Origin of the sequence: Streptomyces sp. NPDC088762, from assembly GCF_044750905.1 — a bacterium.
GTDB lineage: Bacteria > Actinomycetota > Actinomycetes > Streptomycetales > Streptomycetaceae > Streptomyces.
On the sequence record NZ_JBIVKT010000005.1, the window covers coordinates 54,462 to 71,034 of the forward strand.

At 73.6% G+C, this 16,573-nt stretch carries 14 protein-coding genes; 6 read left to right on the forward strand and 8 right to left on the reverse strand.

Annotated elements, in window-relative coordinates; translation table 11 throughout:
- Nucleotide 1: 1 nt before the first annotated feature.
- Nucleotides 2-565 (reverse strand): gamma carbonic anhydrase family protein, encoded by a 564-nt coding sequence (locus ACIP5M_RS14495; RefSeq protein WP_401196465.1) that lies wholly within the window; start codon nt 563-565, stop codon nt 2-4.
- Between the two features lie 130 nt (nt 566-695).
- Here ACIP5M_RS14495 and ACIP5M_RS14500 point away from each other — a divergent pair, with 130 nt between their 5' ends.
- Entirely contained in the window at nt 696-1,466 is a 771-nt protein-coding gene (locus ACIP5M_RS14500) for an acyltransferase (protein WP_401196467.1), read from the forward strand.
- Between the two features lie 125 nt (nt 1,467-1,591).
- Here ACIP5M_RS14500 and ACIP5M_RS14505 read toward each other — a convergent pair whose 3' ends face one another.
- Complete coding sequence (locus tag ACIP5M_RS14505; protein ID WP_401196468.1) at nt 1,592-2,458, reverse strand: EamA family transporter; 867 nt, start codon at nt 2,456-2,458, stop codon at nt 1,592-1,594.
- A gap of 150 nt (nt 2,459-2,608) precedes the next feature.
- On the opposite strand from ACIP5M_RS14505, the gene ACIP5M_RS14510 reads away from it, so the two are divergent.
- Entirely contained in the window at nt 2,609-3,199 is a 591-nt protein-coding gene (locus ACIP5M_RS14510; RefSeq protein ID WP_401197186.1) for a helix-turn-helix domain-containing protein, read from the forward strand.
- 48 nt (nt 3,200-3,247) lie between these two features.
- Here ACIP5M_RS14510 and ACIP5M_RS14515 read toward each other — a convergent pair whose 3' ends face one another.
- Together ACIP5M_RS14515 and ACIP5M_RS14520 are read right to left on the reverse strand one after the other, a co-directional pair.
- The gene (locus tag ACIP5M_RS14515; protein WP_401196470.1) at nt 3,248-4,801 is read right to left on the reverse strand and encodes a serine hydrolase; all 1,554 of its coding nucleotides are present in this window, start codon (nt 4,799-4,801) and stop codon (nt 3,248-3,250) included.
- Nucleotides 4,802-4,966: 165 nt separating this feature from the next.
- Entirely contained in the window at nt 4,967-5,380 is a 414-nt protein-coding gene (locus ACIP5M_RS14520) for a CoA-binding protein (protein ID WP_401196471.1), read from the reverse strand.
- Between the two features lie 96 nt (nt 5,381-5,476).
- Here ACIP5M_RS14520 and ACIP5M_RS14525 point away from each other — a divergent pair, with 96 nt between their 5' ends.
- From ACIP5M_RS14525 to ACIP5M_RS14535, 3 genes are all read left to right on the forward strand, one after another.
- Entirely contained in the window at nt 5,477-6,103 is a 627-nt protein-coding gene (locus tag ACIP5M_RS14525; protein WP_401196474.1) for a YigZ family protein, read from the forward strand.
- An 82-nt stretch (nt 6,104-6,185) separates the two neighbouring features.
- The gene (locus tag ACIP5M_RS14530) at nt 6,186-7,355 is read left to right on the forward strand and encodes an exonuclease SbcCD subunit D (protein WP_401196476.1); all 1,170 of its coding nucleotides are present in this window, start codon (nt 6,186-6,188) and stop codon (nt 7,353-7,355) included.
- Entirely contained in the window at nt 7,352-10,363 is a 3,012-nt protein-coding gene (locus tag ACIP5M_RS14535; RefSeq protein ID WP_401196478.1) for an AAA family ATPase, read from the forward strand. Before ACIP5M_RS14530 ends, ACIP5M_RS14535 begins: the two co-directional genes overlap by 4 nt.
- Here ACIP5M_RS14535 and ACIP5M_RS14540 read toward each other — a convergent pair.
- Nucleotides 10,353-10,799 (reverse strand): Lrp/AsnC family transcriptional regulator, encoded by a 447-nt coding sequence (locus tag ACIP5M_RS14540; protein ID WP_401196480.1) that lies wholly within the window; start codon nt 10,797-10,799, stop codon nt 10,353-10,355. The two genes, ACIP5M_RS14535 and ACIP5M_RS14540, sit on opposite strands and share 11 nt — an antisense overlap.
- Nucleotides 10,800-10,893: 94 nt before the next feature.
- Here ACIP5M_RS14540 and ACIP5M_RS14545 point away from each other — a divergent pair, with 94 nt between their 5' ends.
- A complete protein-coding gene (locus ACIP5M_RS14545) occupies nt 10,894-11,415 on the forward strand; it encodes a rhodanese-like domain-containing protein (RefSeq protein ID WP_401196482.1) in 522 nt (173 codons plus the stop codon).
- 95 nt (nt 11,416-11,510) lie between these two features.
- On the opposite strand, the gene ACIP5M_RS14550 is transcribed toward ACIP5M_RS14545, so the two are convergent.
- The 3 genes from ACIP5M_RS14550 to ACIP5M_RS14560 all read right to left on the reverse strand — a co-directional run bounded on the left by ACIP5M_RS14550 (nt 11,511) and on the right by ACIP5M_RS14560 (nt 16,562).
- Complete coding sequence (locus tag ACIP5M_RS14550; protein ID WP_401196485.1) at nt 11,511-13,214, reverse strand: DUF885 domain-containing protein; 1,704 nt, start codon at nt 13,212-13,214, stop codon at nt 11,511-11,513.
- A gap of 167 nt (nt 13,215-13,381) precedes the next feature.
- The gene (locus ACIP5M_RS14555; RefSeq protein WP_401196486.1) at nt 13,382-14,845 is read right to left on the reverse strand and encodes a GNAT family N-acetyltransferase; all 1,464 of its coding nucleotides are present in this window, start codon (nt 14,843-14,845) and stop codon (nt 13,382-13,384) included.
- 148 nt (nt 14,846-14,993) lie between these two features.
- Nucleotides 14,994-16,562, reverse strand: coding sequence for an alkaline phosphatase D family protein (locus ACIP5M_RS14560; RefSeq protein ID WP_401196489.1), 1,569 nt, complete (start codon nt 16,560-16,562; stop codon nt 14,994-14,996).
- Between the last annotated feature and the right edge of the window lie 11 nt (nt 16,563-16,573).

Genomic DNA, 16,573 nt, shown 5'->3' on the forward strand with positions numbered 1-16,573 from the left:
CCTATGCCTCCGGGGTCACCGACGCGCGGTGCTGCTTGGCCAGTTCCACGTACATCGCGGCGTTGATCCTGATGTGCTCGCGCTCCTCCGCGGTGAGCTCGCGCCGCACCTTGGCCGGGACGCCCGCCACCAGCGAGCCCGGCGGGACGACCATGCCCTGCGGAACCAGCGCCTGGGCGGCCACGAGCGACCCGGCGCCGATCACCGCGCCGTTCAGTACGGTCGCGCCCATGCCGATCAGGCAGTCGTCCTCCACGGTGCAGCCGTGCACGACGGCGTTGTGGCCGATGGACACGCGTTCGCCGATCGAGACCGGGAAACCCGGATCCACGTGGAGCGTGCAGTTGTCCTGCACGTTGCTGTCCGCGCCGAGCGTGATCGGACCGCAGTCGGCGCGCAGCACCGCCGAGTACCAGATGCTCGCGCCGGCGGCCAGGGTGACGTCGCCGACCGCGACGGAGGTGGGTGCCGCGAAGGCCGTCGGGTCGACGGACGGCTGCTTCCCGCCCACGGCCGCGATGAGTGCCTGGCCTGCCTGGCCCTGGGGCGCCTGCTGAGACGTCATGATCATTCCTCTGTTTCCGGATGCCGCGCTACCGGCACGGTAGGGCACGCGTCCCGCCCCGCTCCGGATGGGGTGAAGATCACAGGATCCGGGTCCGTACGAGCGGCGCCGGGCGCACTACCGTGGCCGGGTGCCGAGAAACCAGAACACGTTCTCATCTCTGACGGCTCTGGCGGTCCTGCGCCGCCGGCTGGCGAACCGCGCCGTCCACGCCGGCTGGCGCTGGATGCAGCAGGCCGGCGCGGTCACCGCCCGGACGCCGGGGCGGTTGCGCTTCGGCGCGATCGGGCACGGCACCCGGCTGGCCTTCCCGCAGGGCACGGTCTTCGGCGAGCGGTGGATCCGGCTCGGCGACTACTGCATCATCGGCGAGCAGGTCACCCTCACCGCCGGGATGATGCCGGACCTCGACCTCGGGACGGAGCCGATGCTGGTCCTCGGCAACGGGGTCGTCATCGGCCGGGACAGCCACGTCATCGCCGACGCCCGCATCACCATCGGGGACGACACCTTCTGCGGCCCCGGCGTGTACATCACCTCCACGAACCACAGCTACGACGACCCGCACCAGCCCGTGGGCAAGCAGTGGCCGCGCAGCGCGCCGGTCGAGATCGGCCCCGGGTGCTGGCTCGGTACCGGCGCGGTCGTCCTGCCCGGCGCACGGCTGGGCCGCAATGTCGTCGTGGCCGCGGGGGCCGTCGTACGGGGCGAGGTGCCGGACCACGCGGTCGTGGCGGGGGCGCCGGCGCGCATCGTACGGCGCTGGGAACCGGAGACGGGCTGGCAGCCGCCGCTGCGCACTCCGGCGCCGGTGCCGATCCCCGACGGGATGACCTCGGAGCAGCTGCGGGGGCTGGCGGAACTCGCGGAGCTGGAGGAACTGGAACCCGAACAGGCTTAGGGGGTGTCTTACGGATCAGGCCGGATGAGGGAGCGGTGCCGGACACCGCGAGCCCGGCCTGATCCGTAAGACACCCCCTAGACCCCCTGGCCGTGGCTTCGGCGCCGGCGCGCTCGGTGAGGGACTCAGCCGGCCGCCAGCAGGACCGTCCCCGCCAGGGCCAGGCCGGCGCCCGCGGCCTGGACGGGACGCAGGCGCTCCTTGAGCACGGCGAAGGCCGCGAGCGCGGTGATCACCGGGTAGAGCGAGGAGAGTACGGCGGCCAGGGTGACCGGGCCGTTCTGGGCGGCCACGGAGTAGGTGCCGTTGGCCGCGACGTCCGCGAGGCCGACGAAGGCCAGCGCGGGCAGCAACCCCCACAGGATCCGCGGGCCCGCGCCTGCGGGGAGGGCCGCGGAGCCGCGCCGGGTCTGGACCCACAGGGCGCCGCCGCCGACGGCGACATTGGTGACCCGCTGTACGAACAGCGCGAGGAACAGCCCGGTGACGGTGGTGGACGCCTGTGCGATCAGGGCCATCACCGCGCCGAAGCCGAAGGCCGCGACCAGGGTCAGGACGACGGCCCGGCGCTGGACGGGCGCCCCGCGCAGTTCCGGACCACCGGCCAGGACGATGCCGACGACGGCCACCGCGATCCCGGCGAACTGGCCGACTCCCGGCCGCTCGCCCAGGATCAGCCCCGCCGCGACGGGCACCACCACCCCGAGGGAGCCCAGCGGTGAGACCACGCCCATGGGGCCGAGGGCCAGGGCCTTGTAGAAGCTGAGCATCGCGACCGGTCCCACCAGGCCCGCGCCGACCGCGAACCACAGCTGCGGCCCCGCCTCCCGCCAGGCGCCGGTGCCGAGCACGACCGCGCCGAGCACGGCGACCGCGACGACCTGCGAGGCGACCACTACCGTCAGCGCCGGGAGCCGGCGCGTGAGCAGCCCGCCGCCGAAATCAGCGAGGCCCCACAGCACGGCTGTGGCCAGGGCGAAGAAGGCGGTCATGGGGCAGGACCTCGCTGTCGGAGTCGCAGTACAGTGTCGCCGTACAGTGCAGTGCAGTGGACGGAAGGGTGCAGCATCGAATACACCCGCACCGTACCGCACGATAGTTCACTCCAGTGAACTGCGTCATCCAGAATATTGGACGGAATGGTGTCGGATCTCGAACAGCTCACGCAGGCGCTGGCCCGGAACCTCAAGCGCTGGCGCGGCGAACGCGGCTTCACCCTGGACTCGCTGGCGGCCCGGGCAGGGGTCAGCCGCGGGATGATCATCCAGATCGAGCAGGCCCGTACGAACCCCAGCGTCGGCACCACGGTCAAACTGGCCGACGCCCTCGGGGTCAGCATCACCACCCTGCTCGACCACGACCGCACCCCGACCGTGCACGTGGTGCAGCCGGGGCAGGGGGTGCGGATGTGGACCACCGGAGCCGGCAGCAGCGCGAGCATGCTCCTCGGGGACGACCGGCGCGGGCCGGTCGAGATGTGGACCTACCGGCTGGAGCCGGGCGACGGTACGGCCTCGGACCCGCACCCGGCCGGAACCTTCGAGATGCTGCACGTCACGGCCGGGGAACTGACGCTGGAGGTCGCCGGCGAGACGTACGCCGTCCCGGCGGGCGGAGCCGTCTCCTTCGAGGCGAACCTGCCGCACGCCTACCGCAACGAGGGCGACCGGCCGATGGAGATGACCATGGCCGTGTCGATCCCGCCGGTGCGCCCGGCCGATCCGCGGCACTGACGGCAGGGGCCCGGCGGAGTACCGGAGGCCGCCGTCCTCTTCGTCCGGTCAGCGGGGTGACCCCGAGGAATCGTCCTGGCTGCCCTTCTCGAAGGTGCCGAGGCCGTTGGCGTCCAGGTACTCCACCCGCATCCTGCCGCCAGTGAAGGTCACTCCGGTGCGGCCGATGGCGTTCTCGCCGACGGTCTCGAAGCTGAAGGTGTCCCCGTCGTAGTGGGTGAGGGGAAAGTCCATCGGCTTCGGGCCCAGGTGCAGCACCAGCCCGCCGCCCGGGCCGGCCGTGACGGTGGCCCGCCCGTAGAACGGGTTGGTGTACGTGCCGGTGTACGCGCTGTCCTCGCGGGCCGGCTTCGGGTTCGCGGGCGGCTTGGCGAAGTCCGTCTTCGAGCGGCCCTCGCTGAGCTGCTCCTTGTAGGCCTCGGCCACCACGGGCAGCCAGTCCCGGCTGGGCTTGCCGAACTCCGCGGTGTCGAAGAAGTCGAGGGCGACGGTGTCGGGGAGGCCCGTGGGGGCGCCGTTGGTGAGCACCACGATGGCCAGTTTCTCGGCGGGTACCAGCGTGACGTTGGTGTTGGCGCCGAGTGCGAAGCCGCCGGCGTGGCCCAGGCGCAGCCGGCCGTGGTCGTCGTAGCGCACGTTCCAGCCCAGGCCGTAGAAGCCGGGCTGGGTGTTCGGTTCGGCGGGCGGTTGGCTGATGCTGTGCGGGACGTGGGTCTCGGCCAGGCCCGCGCTGTTGATGACCTGCCGGCCGTCGATCTTTCCGCCGCCCAGCTGGAGGCGCAGCCAGCGGGCCATGTCCCGGGCGTTGGAGCTGACGCCGCCGGCCGCGGTCTGTGCGTCGGCGTTGCGGACGTGGCGCGGCTTCCAGGTGCCGTCGGCGGTCTTGACGTGTGTCAGGGCGCGGTCGGCCGCCTTCTCGTAGTCGCTGAAGCGGGAGCTGGTGTGCGTCATTCCGGCGGGCTTGTACAGCAGGTCCTCGGAGAGCTTGGCCCAGGGCACGCCCTTGGCCTTCGCGACGGCCTCGGCGGCCGCCGTGAAGCCGAAGTTGGTGTACGCGTAGCCGGTGCGGAACGGGCCGAGGGGCTCGTAGCGCAGGTGCGACAGGATGTACGCCTGGTCGTAGCCCAGGTCCTCCAGGAGGTCGCCCGAGTGGTCGGGCAGGCCGGAGCGGTGCGAGAGCAGGTCGGCCGCGGTGACGTGCGAGCTGACCCAGGGGTCCTTGAGGGTGACGCCCTTGAGCGGGTCGTCGAAGCCGTCGGCGCCGAGGGCCTGGGCCAGGACGGTGGAGGCCACCGGCTTGGAGACCGAGGCGAGCTGGAAGACGGTGTCCGGGCCGACCTTGTCGCCCGGGGCGTCGGTGCTGCGGACCCCGAAGCCCTTGAGGTAGACGACCTTGTCGTCGTAGACGACGGCCACGGAGACGCCGGGCACCCCGGTGCGGCGCATGCCGTCCTGCACCTGCGTGTCCAGCGTGTCCAGGGCCCTCGCCAGGTCGAAGCCGCCGCCGCCGGGGCTCGGCGACGGTGCGGCGGCGACGGTCCCGGCGGCCAGGGCGAGCCCTGCGGCCACGGTCAGCCCCCTGCGCTTGCTGTTGCGTCGCATACGTCCATTGAACGACGGTGCCGCGTCGGGCGCCCGGGGAGAGCCGGGGCACGGAAACGGCGGTGGCGCCGAGCTCGCGGCCCCACCGCCGTGGCGGACCGGGGCCTGATCCGGAAGACAGGCCCCGGGCCTGATCCGGAAGACGGCCCCTGGCATCAGGAGACGTCAGCGGAGACCGAGAGCGGGGATCTCGATCGCCGGGCAACGGTCCATGACCATGTCCAGCCCCGCCGCACGGGTACGCGCGAAGGCCGCCTCGTCGACGACGTCCAGCTGGAACCAGACGGCCCCGGCGCCCGCCGCGACCGCCTCGTCGGCCACGGCCCCGGCCAGGGAGCTGTTCACGAAGACGTCCACCACGTCCACCTTGAACGGAATCTCCGCCAGCGACGCATACCCCGGCTCCCCGTGGACCGTCTCGGCCTTCGGGTGCACGGGCACCACGCGCTTTCCGAACCGCTGGAGCACGCGGGCCACACCGTAGGCCGCCCGGTCCTGGTTGTTCGAGAGCCCCACCACGGCCCAGGTGTCGCCCAGCTCGGTGAGGATCTTGCGGATGGTTGCCGGATCGCCGTACACGTGCGCCGCCTCCTGCCGTTCCCAGCGGCCCCTCCGGCCGCTGCTCCGCCCTCTCAACCGCACGGACGCATGTCCGATTCCCCGTAGGGTGGAGCGGTGAAGGCAGACCAGTACGTGACGGTGGCCCGCGAGGGCGTGCACGAGTCCGAGATCAACCGCTCGCGCTTCCTGTGTTCGCTGGCGCCCGCCGCGACCGAGGAGGAGGCGCAGGAGTTCGTCGCGCGCGTCCGCAAGGAGCACCCCACCGCCTCGCACAACTGCTTCGCCTACGTGGTCGGCGCCGACGCCTCGGTCCAGAAGGCCAGTGACGACGGCGAGCCCGGCGGGACCGCCGGGGTGCCCATGCTGCAGATGCTCATGCGCCGGGACATCCGCTACGCCGTGGCCGTCGTCACCCGCTACTACGGTGGCGTGAAGCTCGGCGCCGGCGGCCTGATCAGGGCCTACGGCGGGGTCGTCGGGGAAGCCCTCGACGTGCTCGGCACCGTCACCCGCCGCCGGTACCGGCTGGCCACCGTCACCGTGGACCACCAGCGGGCCGGCAAGACCCAGAACGACCTGCGCTCCACCGGCCGGACCGTGGTCGACCTGCGCTACGGGGCGCAGGTCGAGATCGAGGTCGCCCTTCCCGAGGCGGATCTGCCCGCCTTCGAGGCCTGGCTCGCCGACACCACCGCCGGCAGCGCCGGCCTCACCCTCGGCGGAGAGACGTACGCGCCCTGAGGAACGCGTTAGCGTAGTGGGGTTCAGAAATCCATCGAGCGGGGCGACCAGGGGGAGACGGCATGCGGGGCGGGGCCGGCGAGTGAAGTTCCTGCACACCTCCGACTGGCACCTCGGCCGGGCGTTCCACCGCGTGAACCTGCTCGGGGCCCAGGCCGCCTTCGTCGACCACCTCGTCGAGACCGTCCGCGAGCACGAGGTCGACGCCGTCCTCGTCGCCGGGGACATCTACGACCGGGCCGTGCCCCCGCTGCCCGCCGTCGAGCTGTACGACCGGGCCCTGCACCGGCTCGCCGAGCTCGGCGTTCCCACCGTGATGATCTCCGGCAACCACGACTCCGCCCGCAGGCTCGGCGTCGGGGCCCGGCTGATCGACCGGGCCGGCATCCACCTCAGGACCGACCCGGCCGGCTGCGCCGACCCCGTGGTGCTGGCCGACGTACACGGCGAGGTGGCGCTGTACGGGCTGCCCTACCTGGAACCGGCCCTGGTCAAGGAGCAGTTCGAAGCCGAGAAGGTGAGCCACGAGGCGGTCCTGGGCGCGGCCATGGACCGGATCCGGGCCGACCTGGCCACCCGCCCGCCCGGCACCCGCTCGGTCGTCCTCGCGCACGCCTTCGTCACCGGCGGGCAGGCCAGCGACAGCGAGCGCGACATCACCGTCGGCGGGGTCGAGGCCGTGCCCGCCTCCGTCTTCGACGGGGTGGACTACGCCGCCCTCGGCCACCTCCACGGCTGCCAGACGATCAACGAACGCGTCCGCTACTCCGGTTCCCCGCTCGCCTACTCCTTCTCGGAAGTCCACCACCGCAAGACCATGTGGCTGATCGAACTGGGCGCCGAAGGGGAGCTCGTCAGCGCCGAGCGGATCGACACCCCCGTCCCGCGGGCCCTCGCACGGCTGCGCGGGCCGCTGGAGCACCTGCTGGAGGACCCGGCGTACGCGGTGCACGAGGACGCCTGGGTCGAGGCCACCCTCACCGACCCCGTACGCCCCGAGGACCCCATGGCCCGGCTCGCCGCACGCTTCCCGCACACCCTCAGCCTCGCCTTCGACCCCGAGGGCCGCACGGAGGGGCCCGGCGCCTCCTACGCGCAGCGGCTCAAGGGCCGCAGCGACCAGGAGATCGCCGAGGACTTCGTCGCCCACGTACGCGGCGGCGGCCACGCCGACGAGGCCGAGCGGGCCGTGCTGCAGGGCGCCTTCGACGCCGTACGGGCCGAGGACAGCCGGCAGGAGACCCACCGATGAGGCTGCACCGGCTCGAGGTCACGGCCTTCGGGCCCTTCGCCGAGCCCCAGGAGATCGACTTCGACGCCCTGTCCGCCGCCGGGATCTTCCTCCTGCACGGGCCCACCGGCGCGGGGAAGACCTCGGTCCTGGACGCCGTCTGCTACGCCCTCTACGGCTCGGTGCCGGGCCCCCGCCAGGCCCCCGGCACGAGCCTGCGCAGCGACCACGCGGCCGCCGACACCCCCACCGAGGTCACCCTCGAACTCACCGTGGGCGGCCGCCGCCTGGAGATCACCCGGCGCCCCGAACAGGACCGGCCCAAGAAGCGCGGCACCGGGACGACCAAGGACAAGGCGCAGAGCCGGCTGCGCGAGCACACCCCCGACGGCTGGCAGGCGCTCAGCCGCTCCCACCAGGAGATCGGCGAGGAGATCGAGCAGCTGCTCGGCATGAGCCGCGAGCAGTTCTGCCAGGTGGTGCTGCTGCCCCAGGGTGAGTTCGCGCGCTTCCTGCGGGCCGACGAAGCGGCGCGCGGCCGGCTGCTCGGGCGGCTCTTCGACACCCGCCGCTTCGCCGCCGTCGAGGCCCTGCTCGCCGAACGCCGCCGGGCCGCCGAGGCCAAGGTGCGCGCCGGTGACGAGAAGGTGCTCCACACCGCCCAGCGGCTCGCCCAGGCCGCCGGGGACAGCGCCGACCTGCGGGCCTGGCCGCTGCCCCGGCACCAGCCCGGCGACCCCGGGCTCGCCGAAGCCGTCCGGGCCTGGGCGGCCGTCGCCCGGTGCAGCGCCCGTGAGCGGCTGACGGTCGCCGAGTACGCGCTCGCCGCCGTCGAGAGCCGGTACGCCGCGGCCCGGCGGGCCGCCGAGGACGCGCGGGAGCTCGACCGCCTCCAGCGCCGCCACGCGGAGACCGCCCGCCGGGCCGCCGTGCTCGCCGAAGCCGCCCCCGAACGCGAACGGGTCCGCGAACTGCTGGACCGGGCCCGGCGGGGCGCCCTCGTGGCACCGGCCCTGGAGCTGCGCGGGGCGGCCTCGGCCGCGCACCTGGCCGCCGCGCACGCGGAGTCGGCCGCCCGGGCGGAGCTGCCGCCACCGCTGCGGGAGGCGGGCGCCGAACAGCTGGCCACCGTCGAGCAGCGGCTGCGCGAGGACCTCGGAGCACTGGGCGCCGCCCACCGCTCCGAGCAGCGCAGCGCCGAGATCGGCCGTGAGCGGGCCGACCTGGAGCGCGAGGCCCGCGCCGCCGAGGAGCAGTACCGGGAATCCGCCGACTGGCTGGAGCGCTGGGAGGCCACCCGGGCCGCCCTGACGGAGCGCGTGGACGCCGCACAGCAGGCCGCGACCCTGGCCGAGCAGCTCGCGGGCAGACTGGAACCCGCCCGGATGCACCTGAACGCCGCCCGGCGGCGGGACGAGCTGGCCGCCACCGCCGAGCGGACCGCCGGCGAACTGCTCTCCGTGCGCGAGGAGTCGGCCGCCGCCCGGGAGCGCTGGCTGGAGCTCAAGGAGGCCCGGCTGCGTGGAATCGCCGCCGAGCTCGCCGAAGCGCTGGTCGCCGGGGAGGCCTGCGCCGTCTGCGGCTCGGCGGAGCACCCCGCTCCGGCCCGGCCCGCGCCCGGACATGTGGACCGGGCGGCCGAGGACGCCGCGCACGCCCTCTTCGAGCAGGCCGAGGCGGCCCGCGCCGCCGTCGAGCGCCGGCTCGCCGCCGTCGAGGAGGCCCGCACCGAAGCCGCCTCCGCCGCCGGGGACGCCACCACGGCCGAACTCCTCGCGCTGACCTCGGACCTGAGCGCCCGGCACGCCGCCGCCCATGCCGCGGCCGCCGGGCTGCACGCCGCCCGCGAGCACCTCGCCCGCGCCGAGCGGGAGCACGCCGCGCGCAGCGCCGACCGGCTCGCCGCCGCCGAGCGCGCCGCGGCCCGGGTCTCCCGCCGCGAGGCCCTGGACCGGGAGCAGGCCTCGCTGGAGGCCGAGCTCACCCTGGTACGGGACGGCGCGCCCACCGTCGCGGCCCGCGCCCGCACCCTGGAGGACCGGGTCCGGATGGTGACCGCGGCCGCCGCCGCGCTGCGCCGGGCCGAGGCCACCGCCGCCCGGCTGAAGGAGGCCGACGACCAGCTCGCCGACGCCGCCTTCAAGGCCGGTTTCGACACCGTCGAGGCCGCGGCCGACGCGGTGCTCCCCGAGTACGAACGCACCGCGCTCCAACGCCGCATGGACGCCTGGCAGGCGGAGGAGGCCATGCTGGCGGACCGCCTCGGCGAAACCGACACCGCCGCGGCGGCAGCCCTGCCTCCGGCCGCGCCGGAGGAGGCCGACGCCTGCGCAGCCCGGGCCGCGGCGAAGCTTCGTACGGCTGGATCGGCAGTCGACGCGGCCCGGGTCCGGTGCAAGGAGCTCGACGGGCTCTCCCGGCAGGCCGAGCAGGAACTGCGCGCACTCGGTCCGCTGCGCGAGGCCTACGAACGGGTGGCCCGACTGGCCGGTCTGACCGCGGGCACCTCCGCCGACAACGAGCGCAAGATGCGGCTGGAGGCCTACGTGCTGGCAGCCCGCCTGGAGCAGGTCGCCGCCGCCGCGACCGTACGGCTGCTGCGCATGTCCGGCGGCCGCTACACCCTGGTCCACTCCGACGCACGGGCGAGTGGACGGGGCCGCTCCGGGCTCGGGCTGCACGTCGTCGACGCCTGGACCGGCAGCGAGCGGGACACCGCCACCCTGTCCGGCGGCGAGACCTTCTTCGCCTCGCTCGCGCTCGCCCTGGGCCTCGCCGACGTGGTCACCGACGAGGCGGGCGGCATGCGGCTGGACACCCTCTTCATCGACGAGGGCTTCGGCAGCCTCGACGACCAGGCGCTGGACGAGGTGCTCGACGTACTGGACTCGCTGCGCGAGCGGGACCGCAGCGTCGGCATCGTCAGCCACGTCGCCGACCTGCGGAGCCGGGTGCAGGCCCAGCTGGAGATCGTCAAGCAGCGCGGCGGCTCGGTGGTGCGCCACCGCACGCCGGCGCTCAGGGACTGAGCGGGCGCCGCGAGAGCGGGGAGGAGTAGACGATGCTGGTGGTCACCGGACCCAGTCCGGCGATCCGGCCCGTGACCTCCTCCAGGTGGGCCATCGACCGGGCGGCCACCTTGAGGACGAAGCAGTCGTCGCCCGTGACGTGATGGGCCTCCAGGATCTCGGAGGTGGCGTCCAGGAAGTCGTGGAACGGCTTGTAGTTGCCGTGCGGATAGCGCAGTCGCACCAGCGCCAGGATGGTCTTGCCCAGCTTCTCGTGGTCGACCACGGCCGTGTAGCCGGTGATGACGCCGGCCTCCTCCAGCCGGCGCACCCGCTCGGTGACGGCGCTCGCGGACATGGAGACGGTGCGGGCGAGTTCGGTGAAGCTGGCGCGGCCGTCCTGCTGGAGGGCCGCCAGGATCCGCCAGTCGGTGGCGTCGGGGGAATAACCGGTCATGGCGCAGGTCTAGCAGGGGATTCCCCGGGTGAACAAGACAAAGGCCGGGGAAAATCACTTCACGGAGTGATCAACAGTTCGTAGATTTTGAGCCATGACGACGACGCAGAACACCGCCACCGCCACCGCCCCCGCGACCGCCAACCCCGTGCTGCGGGTCCCGCCGGCCTCCCCGGCCGCGGCCGCCGCCTACTTCGCGGCGAGCCTCGCCTTCCACGCGGACGTGTCGGACGTCGCCAGTGCCTTCAAGGCCCACCGCGAGCAGGGCGCCGAGCTCGGCTTCCAGCTGGTCGACTCCCGCTCCACGCCGTCCTGGGACCAGGCCCACGTGCCCGGTGCCATCCACCTGCCCACGGCCCTCATCCCCGAGCAGGCCGAGCGGCTCCTCGACAAGAACGTCCCGGTGGTGACCTACTGCTGGGGCCCCGGCTGCAACGGCGGCACCCGCTCCGCCCTCGCCCTGGCCGAACTGGGCTTCCAGGTCAAGGAGATGCTCGGCGGCATCGAGTACTGGATCCGCGAGGGCTTCGAGGTCGAGACCTGGCAGGGCAACCAGCAGCGCGCCGAGGCCGACCCGCTGACCGCGCCGACCGACTCGGACGACTGCGGCTGCTGAGCCACGGACGCGGCATACGGACGGGCCGCCCGCTCCCCCCGGGGAAGCGGGCGGCCCGTCCGTACGTCATGTGAGGTGCGGCCGCCGCGGGGGCCTCAGAGCTTCGACAGCTCGTCCACCAGGTCGTCCAGCCCCAGCGAACCCTGCGACAGGGCCGCCATGTGCCAGGCCTTCAGGTCGAAGGCGTCGCCGTGCGCGGCCCGCGCGTTGTCCCGGCCCAGCAGCCAGGCGCGTTCGCCCAGCTTGTACCCGATCGCCTGGCCCGGCATCGACAGGTAGCGGGTCAGCTCGCTGACCACGAAGTCCTCGGGCCGGCCGCTGTGCAGGCCGAAGAACTCCTGCGCGAGGTCCGGGGTCCAGGTCTCGCCCGGGTGGAAGGGCGAGTCCGCCGGGATCTCCAGCCCCAGGTGCATGCCGATGTCCACGATGACCCGCGCCGCGCGCATCATCTGGCAGTCCAGGTACCCCAGGCGCTGCTCCGCGTCCTTGAGGTAGCCCAGTTCGTCCATCAGCCGTTCCGCGTACAGCGCCCAGCCCTCGGCGTTGGCGCTGACGATGCCGACGGTGGCCTGGTAGCGCGAGAGCCGGTCCGCCACGTGCGTCCACTGCGCGAGCTGGAGGTGGTGTCCCGGGACGCCCTCGTGGTACCAGGTGGAGACCAGGTCGTACACGGGGAAGCGGGTCTGGCCCATGGTGGGCAGCCAGGTGCGGCCCGGACGGGAGAAGTCCTCCGAGGGGGAGGTGTAGTAGGGGGCCGCGGCCCCGCCCGGCGGGGCGATGCGCGACTCCACCTTCCGGACCCGCTCGGCGAGTTCGAAGTGGGTGCCGTCGAGGTTGTCGATCGCCTCGTCCATCAGGCCCTGCAGCCAGGCCTGCACCTCGTCCACGCCCTCGATGTGGGTGCCGTGGTCGTCCAGGTACCGCAGCGCCTCCCACGGTCCCGCGCCCGGGAGGATCTTGTCCGCCTCGGTCTTCATCTCGGCGAGCAGCCGGTGGTATTCCGACCAGCCGTAGGCGTACGCCTCGTCCAGGTCCAGGTCCGTCCCGTTGAAGTAGCGCGACCAGCGGGCGTACCGCTCGCGGCCCACGGTGTCCGGCTTGCCCTCGACGGCCGGGGCGTACACCGCGCTCATCCAGTCGCGCAGCGCTGTGACGGCGGCGGTGGCACCCGCGGCCGCCTCGTCCAGCTCGGCGCGCAGGGCGTCGGGGCCGCCGGAGGCGAAGTCCTGGAAGAAGGCGGGCTCGTCGCCGTCCTCACCGGCCCAGGTGGTGAGCTGGCCGATCATGGTGGCGGTGGCGCGCGGGCCCCCGTACAGCCCGCGCTCCAGGCCGAGGGCGAGGCTCTCGCGGTAACCCTCGAAGGCGGCCGGTACGGCGCGCAGCCGCTCGGCGATCGCCGCCCAGTCCTCGTCGGTTTCGGCGGGGGTGAGGGTGAAGACCTCGCGGACGGAGTGGGCGGGGCTGTGGATGTTGCTGACCGCGCACAGGTCCTCGTCGGCCTCGTGGACCGCGAGTTCGGCGGTGAGGCGTTCGCGGAGCAGACGGGCGCAGCGGCGCTCGGTGTCGCTGTCGGCGCCGGGCAGCCGCTCGGCTGCGTCGAGGCGGGCGAGGGTGGTGCGGGACAGCTCGGCGAGGGCCGCGCGGCCGGCCGGTGAGAAGTCGGGGAGCTTCCCGGAACTCGCGGCGACACCCAGGTAGGTGCCCGTGATCGGGTCGAGGGCGATGAGGTTGTCGACGTACGCGTCGGCCACCTGGCGGGGCAGCCGGGAGGTGCTGCCGTTGTGGAGGATCTCTGACATGCGGCCATCTTCGTATGCGGGACCGGGTCGCGTCATCACCATGGAGCGTCAACCTGCTGACGCGCGGCGAGCGGTCCTGCGGTGGTGCGCCCCCGGGCGCCGCCGATCCGCGGGCGGTGCGGGCGAAAGGGCCCGCGGATCGGCGGCGTTCGAGGCGGGACTGGTGCTCAGTGGCGGCCCCGCGGGGGCGCCTGCCGGTCGTGGGAGAGGTCGTACGGGATCTCGTACGGGCTCCCGTGCCGGCCCTCGTACGGGAGCCCGGTGGGCAGCTCGTAGGGCAGCCGGGACCTGACCGGGGTGGCGTCCAGGCGGGCCGTGATCACCAGGGTGCCCTCCTCGATCTGGTAGTCGAGGGGGAGGCCCAGGCCGCGCATGGCGGCGACCATGCCGGTGTTGGAGGCCTGGGTGACGGCGTACACGCTGTCGCAGCCGGCCTCGACGGCCATCGACACCAGCCGGCGCAGCAGTTCGGAGCCGATGCCGCGGCGCTGCCAGTCGTCCTCGATCAGCAGCGCGACCTCGGTCTCGTCGCCGTCCCACAGCAGGTGGCCGAGGGCGACGAGCTTGCCGGAGGCGGTGGTGGCGGCGAGGGTGCGGCCGAAGCGGGGGCTCAGCAGGTGGCCGAGGTAGCGGTCGGCGTCGGAGACCGGGCCGTGGTAGCGCAGCCCCAGGGTGCGCTCGGAGCAGCGGTCGTGCATCGCGCGGGCGGCGGCCTGGTCGGAGCCGTCGGCGCGGCGCACGGTGATCTCGTTGCCCTCGGGCAGGGTCAGCACGTCCTGGCTGCGCGGGACGCGCGGGCCGAGCCGGGCGTCGAGCTCGACCAGGGCGCGGGCGCGCGCGAACTCGGTGGGGGTGAAGGGGAGGTACGGCCGCTCGACGGTGATCGCGCCGCCCGAAGGGTCGCGCAGGCGCATCACGGTGGACTCCAGGACCCCTTCGACGGGGGCGTCGGCTCCGGCGTTGGGACGGCCCGAGAGGGTGGTCGCCGGGAGGGAGTGGATGGTGCAGCGGCCGAGCAGCTGGCGCAGGGCGAGGGGGAGTTCGGCGGCGTCCAGCGCGGTGCGGGTCGCCAGGCCCAGGACGCGCGTCGGGGTGTCGACCAGGTCGTGGGCGTCGGCGCGCTCGATCCAGGTGCTGTGGCCGCCCGCCCCGGCGATGGCGCGGGTGAGGTCGGCGCAGGGCAGGTCCTGCGGAGCGCGGAGCAGGAACTCGTCGACCGTGCCGCCCTCGGGGAGCGGGTGGGTCTGGAGGGTGAGGATGTCGACCCGGCTCCGGGCGAGGGCGGTGCAGAGCGCGGCCAGCGAGCCGGGCTCGTCACGGACGGTCGTGCGCATCCGCCACAGGGTGGTCGTGGTGGGGGCGGTGGTGGTCGGGGGCGGTGTGCCCTCGGGCGGCGGAGCATGACTGTGCCGCCGTGCCCACCAGGTGTGGAAGGCGGCGGTGACCAGGAGCGCGACGGCCGAGGCCACCAGCAGGACGGGGCCCTTCGGGCCGTGCACGACGAGATTGGCGATGCCGTCGGCGACCGCGACGGCGCAGAAGAGCGCGGCGAGTTCGACGAGGTCGCGGCGCCAGTGGTGGCGGTGGGGACGCGGAGGACGCTGGGCTGAGGCATGAATACGGTCAGTCATGCACACCACTGTGGCGCAGGGGTGTTGCGTGATCACGAACGGTCTGTGACCGATGGGTTAAGTATCCATCTGGCCGATTTCACCCGGTTTTCCGGCCTGTTTCCCCTGCAGGCGCGGGCGGATCCGCAGGTCGCCGCAGGTACCGCGGCTACTGGCCCACCCGACCGGGTTGCAGGGTCCGGGTGAAGAGGACGCCGCCTCCCTGGCGCCGCAGCCGGACGGTGAGCTCTCCGCTGTCGCCGTCGATGTCGACCTCGCCGTAGTACGGGGGGTTCTCCGAGGGCGACATGTTGGCGACCGGCGCCGACCGGACGTGGACGGTCTGCGGGCCGAAGGTGGCGTCGAGCCGCCCGGCCGGGAAGCCGCCCGCCCCGATCGGGCCGGAGACGAACTCCCAGAACGGCGCGAAGTCGCCGAAGGCCGCCCGCTCGGGCGCGTAGTGGTTCGCGGCCGTGTAGTGGACGTCGGCGGTGAGCCAGAGGGTGCCAGTGATGCGCTGGTGCTTGATGTGGCGCAGGAGGTCGGCGATCTGCAGCTCGCGGCCCAGCGGGGCGCCGGGGTCGCCCTGGGCCACGGCCTCGAAGTTCACCGCCCCGTCGGGGACGACGATGCCCAGCGGCATGTCCGCGGCGATCACCTTCCAGGTCGCGCGGGAGCGGGAGAGCTCGCGCTTCAGCCACGCCAGCTGCTCGGGGCCGAGGATGCCGATGGGGTCCTCGGTCCGGGTGCCGGGGGAGTTGGCGTCGCGGTACGTGCGCATGTCGAGCACGAAGACGTCGAGCAGCGGACCGTAGCGCATCACGCGGTACATCCGGCCCTCGGTGCGGCCGCCGCGCAGGTCGGTGACGGGGAAGTACTCGCCGAAGGCCTGACGGGCGCGGCGGGCGAGCGTGTCGACGTCCCTGACGGTGTAGCGGGGGTCGTCGATCAGCCGGCCCGGGTACCAGTTGTTGCGCACCTCGTGGTCATCCCACTGCGCCAGGACCGGGACCTGGGCGTTGAAGTCGCGCAGGTTGCGATCGAGCAGGTTGTAGCGGAAGTTCCCGCGGAACTCGGCGAGGGTCTCGGCGACCTTCGACTTCTCCTCGGTGGTGACGTTGCGCCACAGACTGCCGTCGCGCAGGGGCACGGAGGCCTGGATCGGGCCGTCGGCGTAGACGGTGTCCCCGCTGAAGAGGAAGAAGTCGGGGTCGCGCAGCCGCATTTCGTCGAAGACGCGGTAGCCGCCGAGGTCCGGGTTGATGCCCCAGCCCTGGCCCGCCAGGTCGCCCGACCACAGGAAGCGCACGTCGCGGCGGCGGGAGACGGGCGTGGTGCGGAAGCTGCCGCGGACCGGCTCGCCCGTGCGCCGCGGGTCGTCGGGGTCGGCCAGGACGACCCGGTAGTGGATCTGCTGTCCGGGCGGGAGGTCGCGCAGGACCGTGGTGCCGGTGAAGTCGGTGGCCGGCCCGAGCAGCGGGCCGCGGTGGCGGCGTACGGCGTAGCGGAACCCCTCGCTCGGGGAGGTCTCGACGTACATCCGCGCGGGGCGGTCGGAGCGGGTCCAGACCGTGGCCGCATGGGCGCTGATCTCGCCGGACTGGACGCCCCAGGGTGCGCACGGCCGGCCGGAGCGGGCGAAGGCGGGGGCCGCGAACGCCGGAGCGGCGAGCAGCGCGGACGACAGGGCGAGGGAACCGCCGATCAGGGTCCGTCGGGTGTGCGGGTTCGATGCCATCGGTGGGTCTC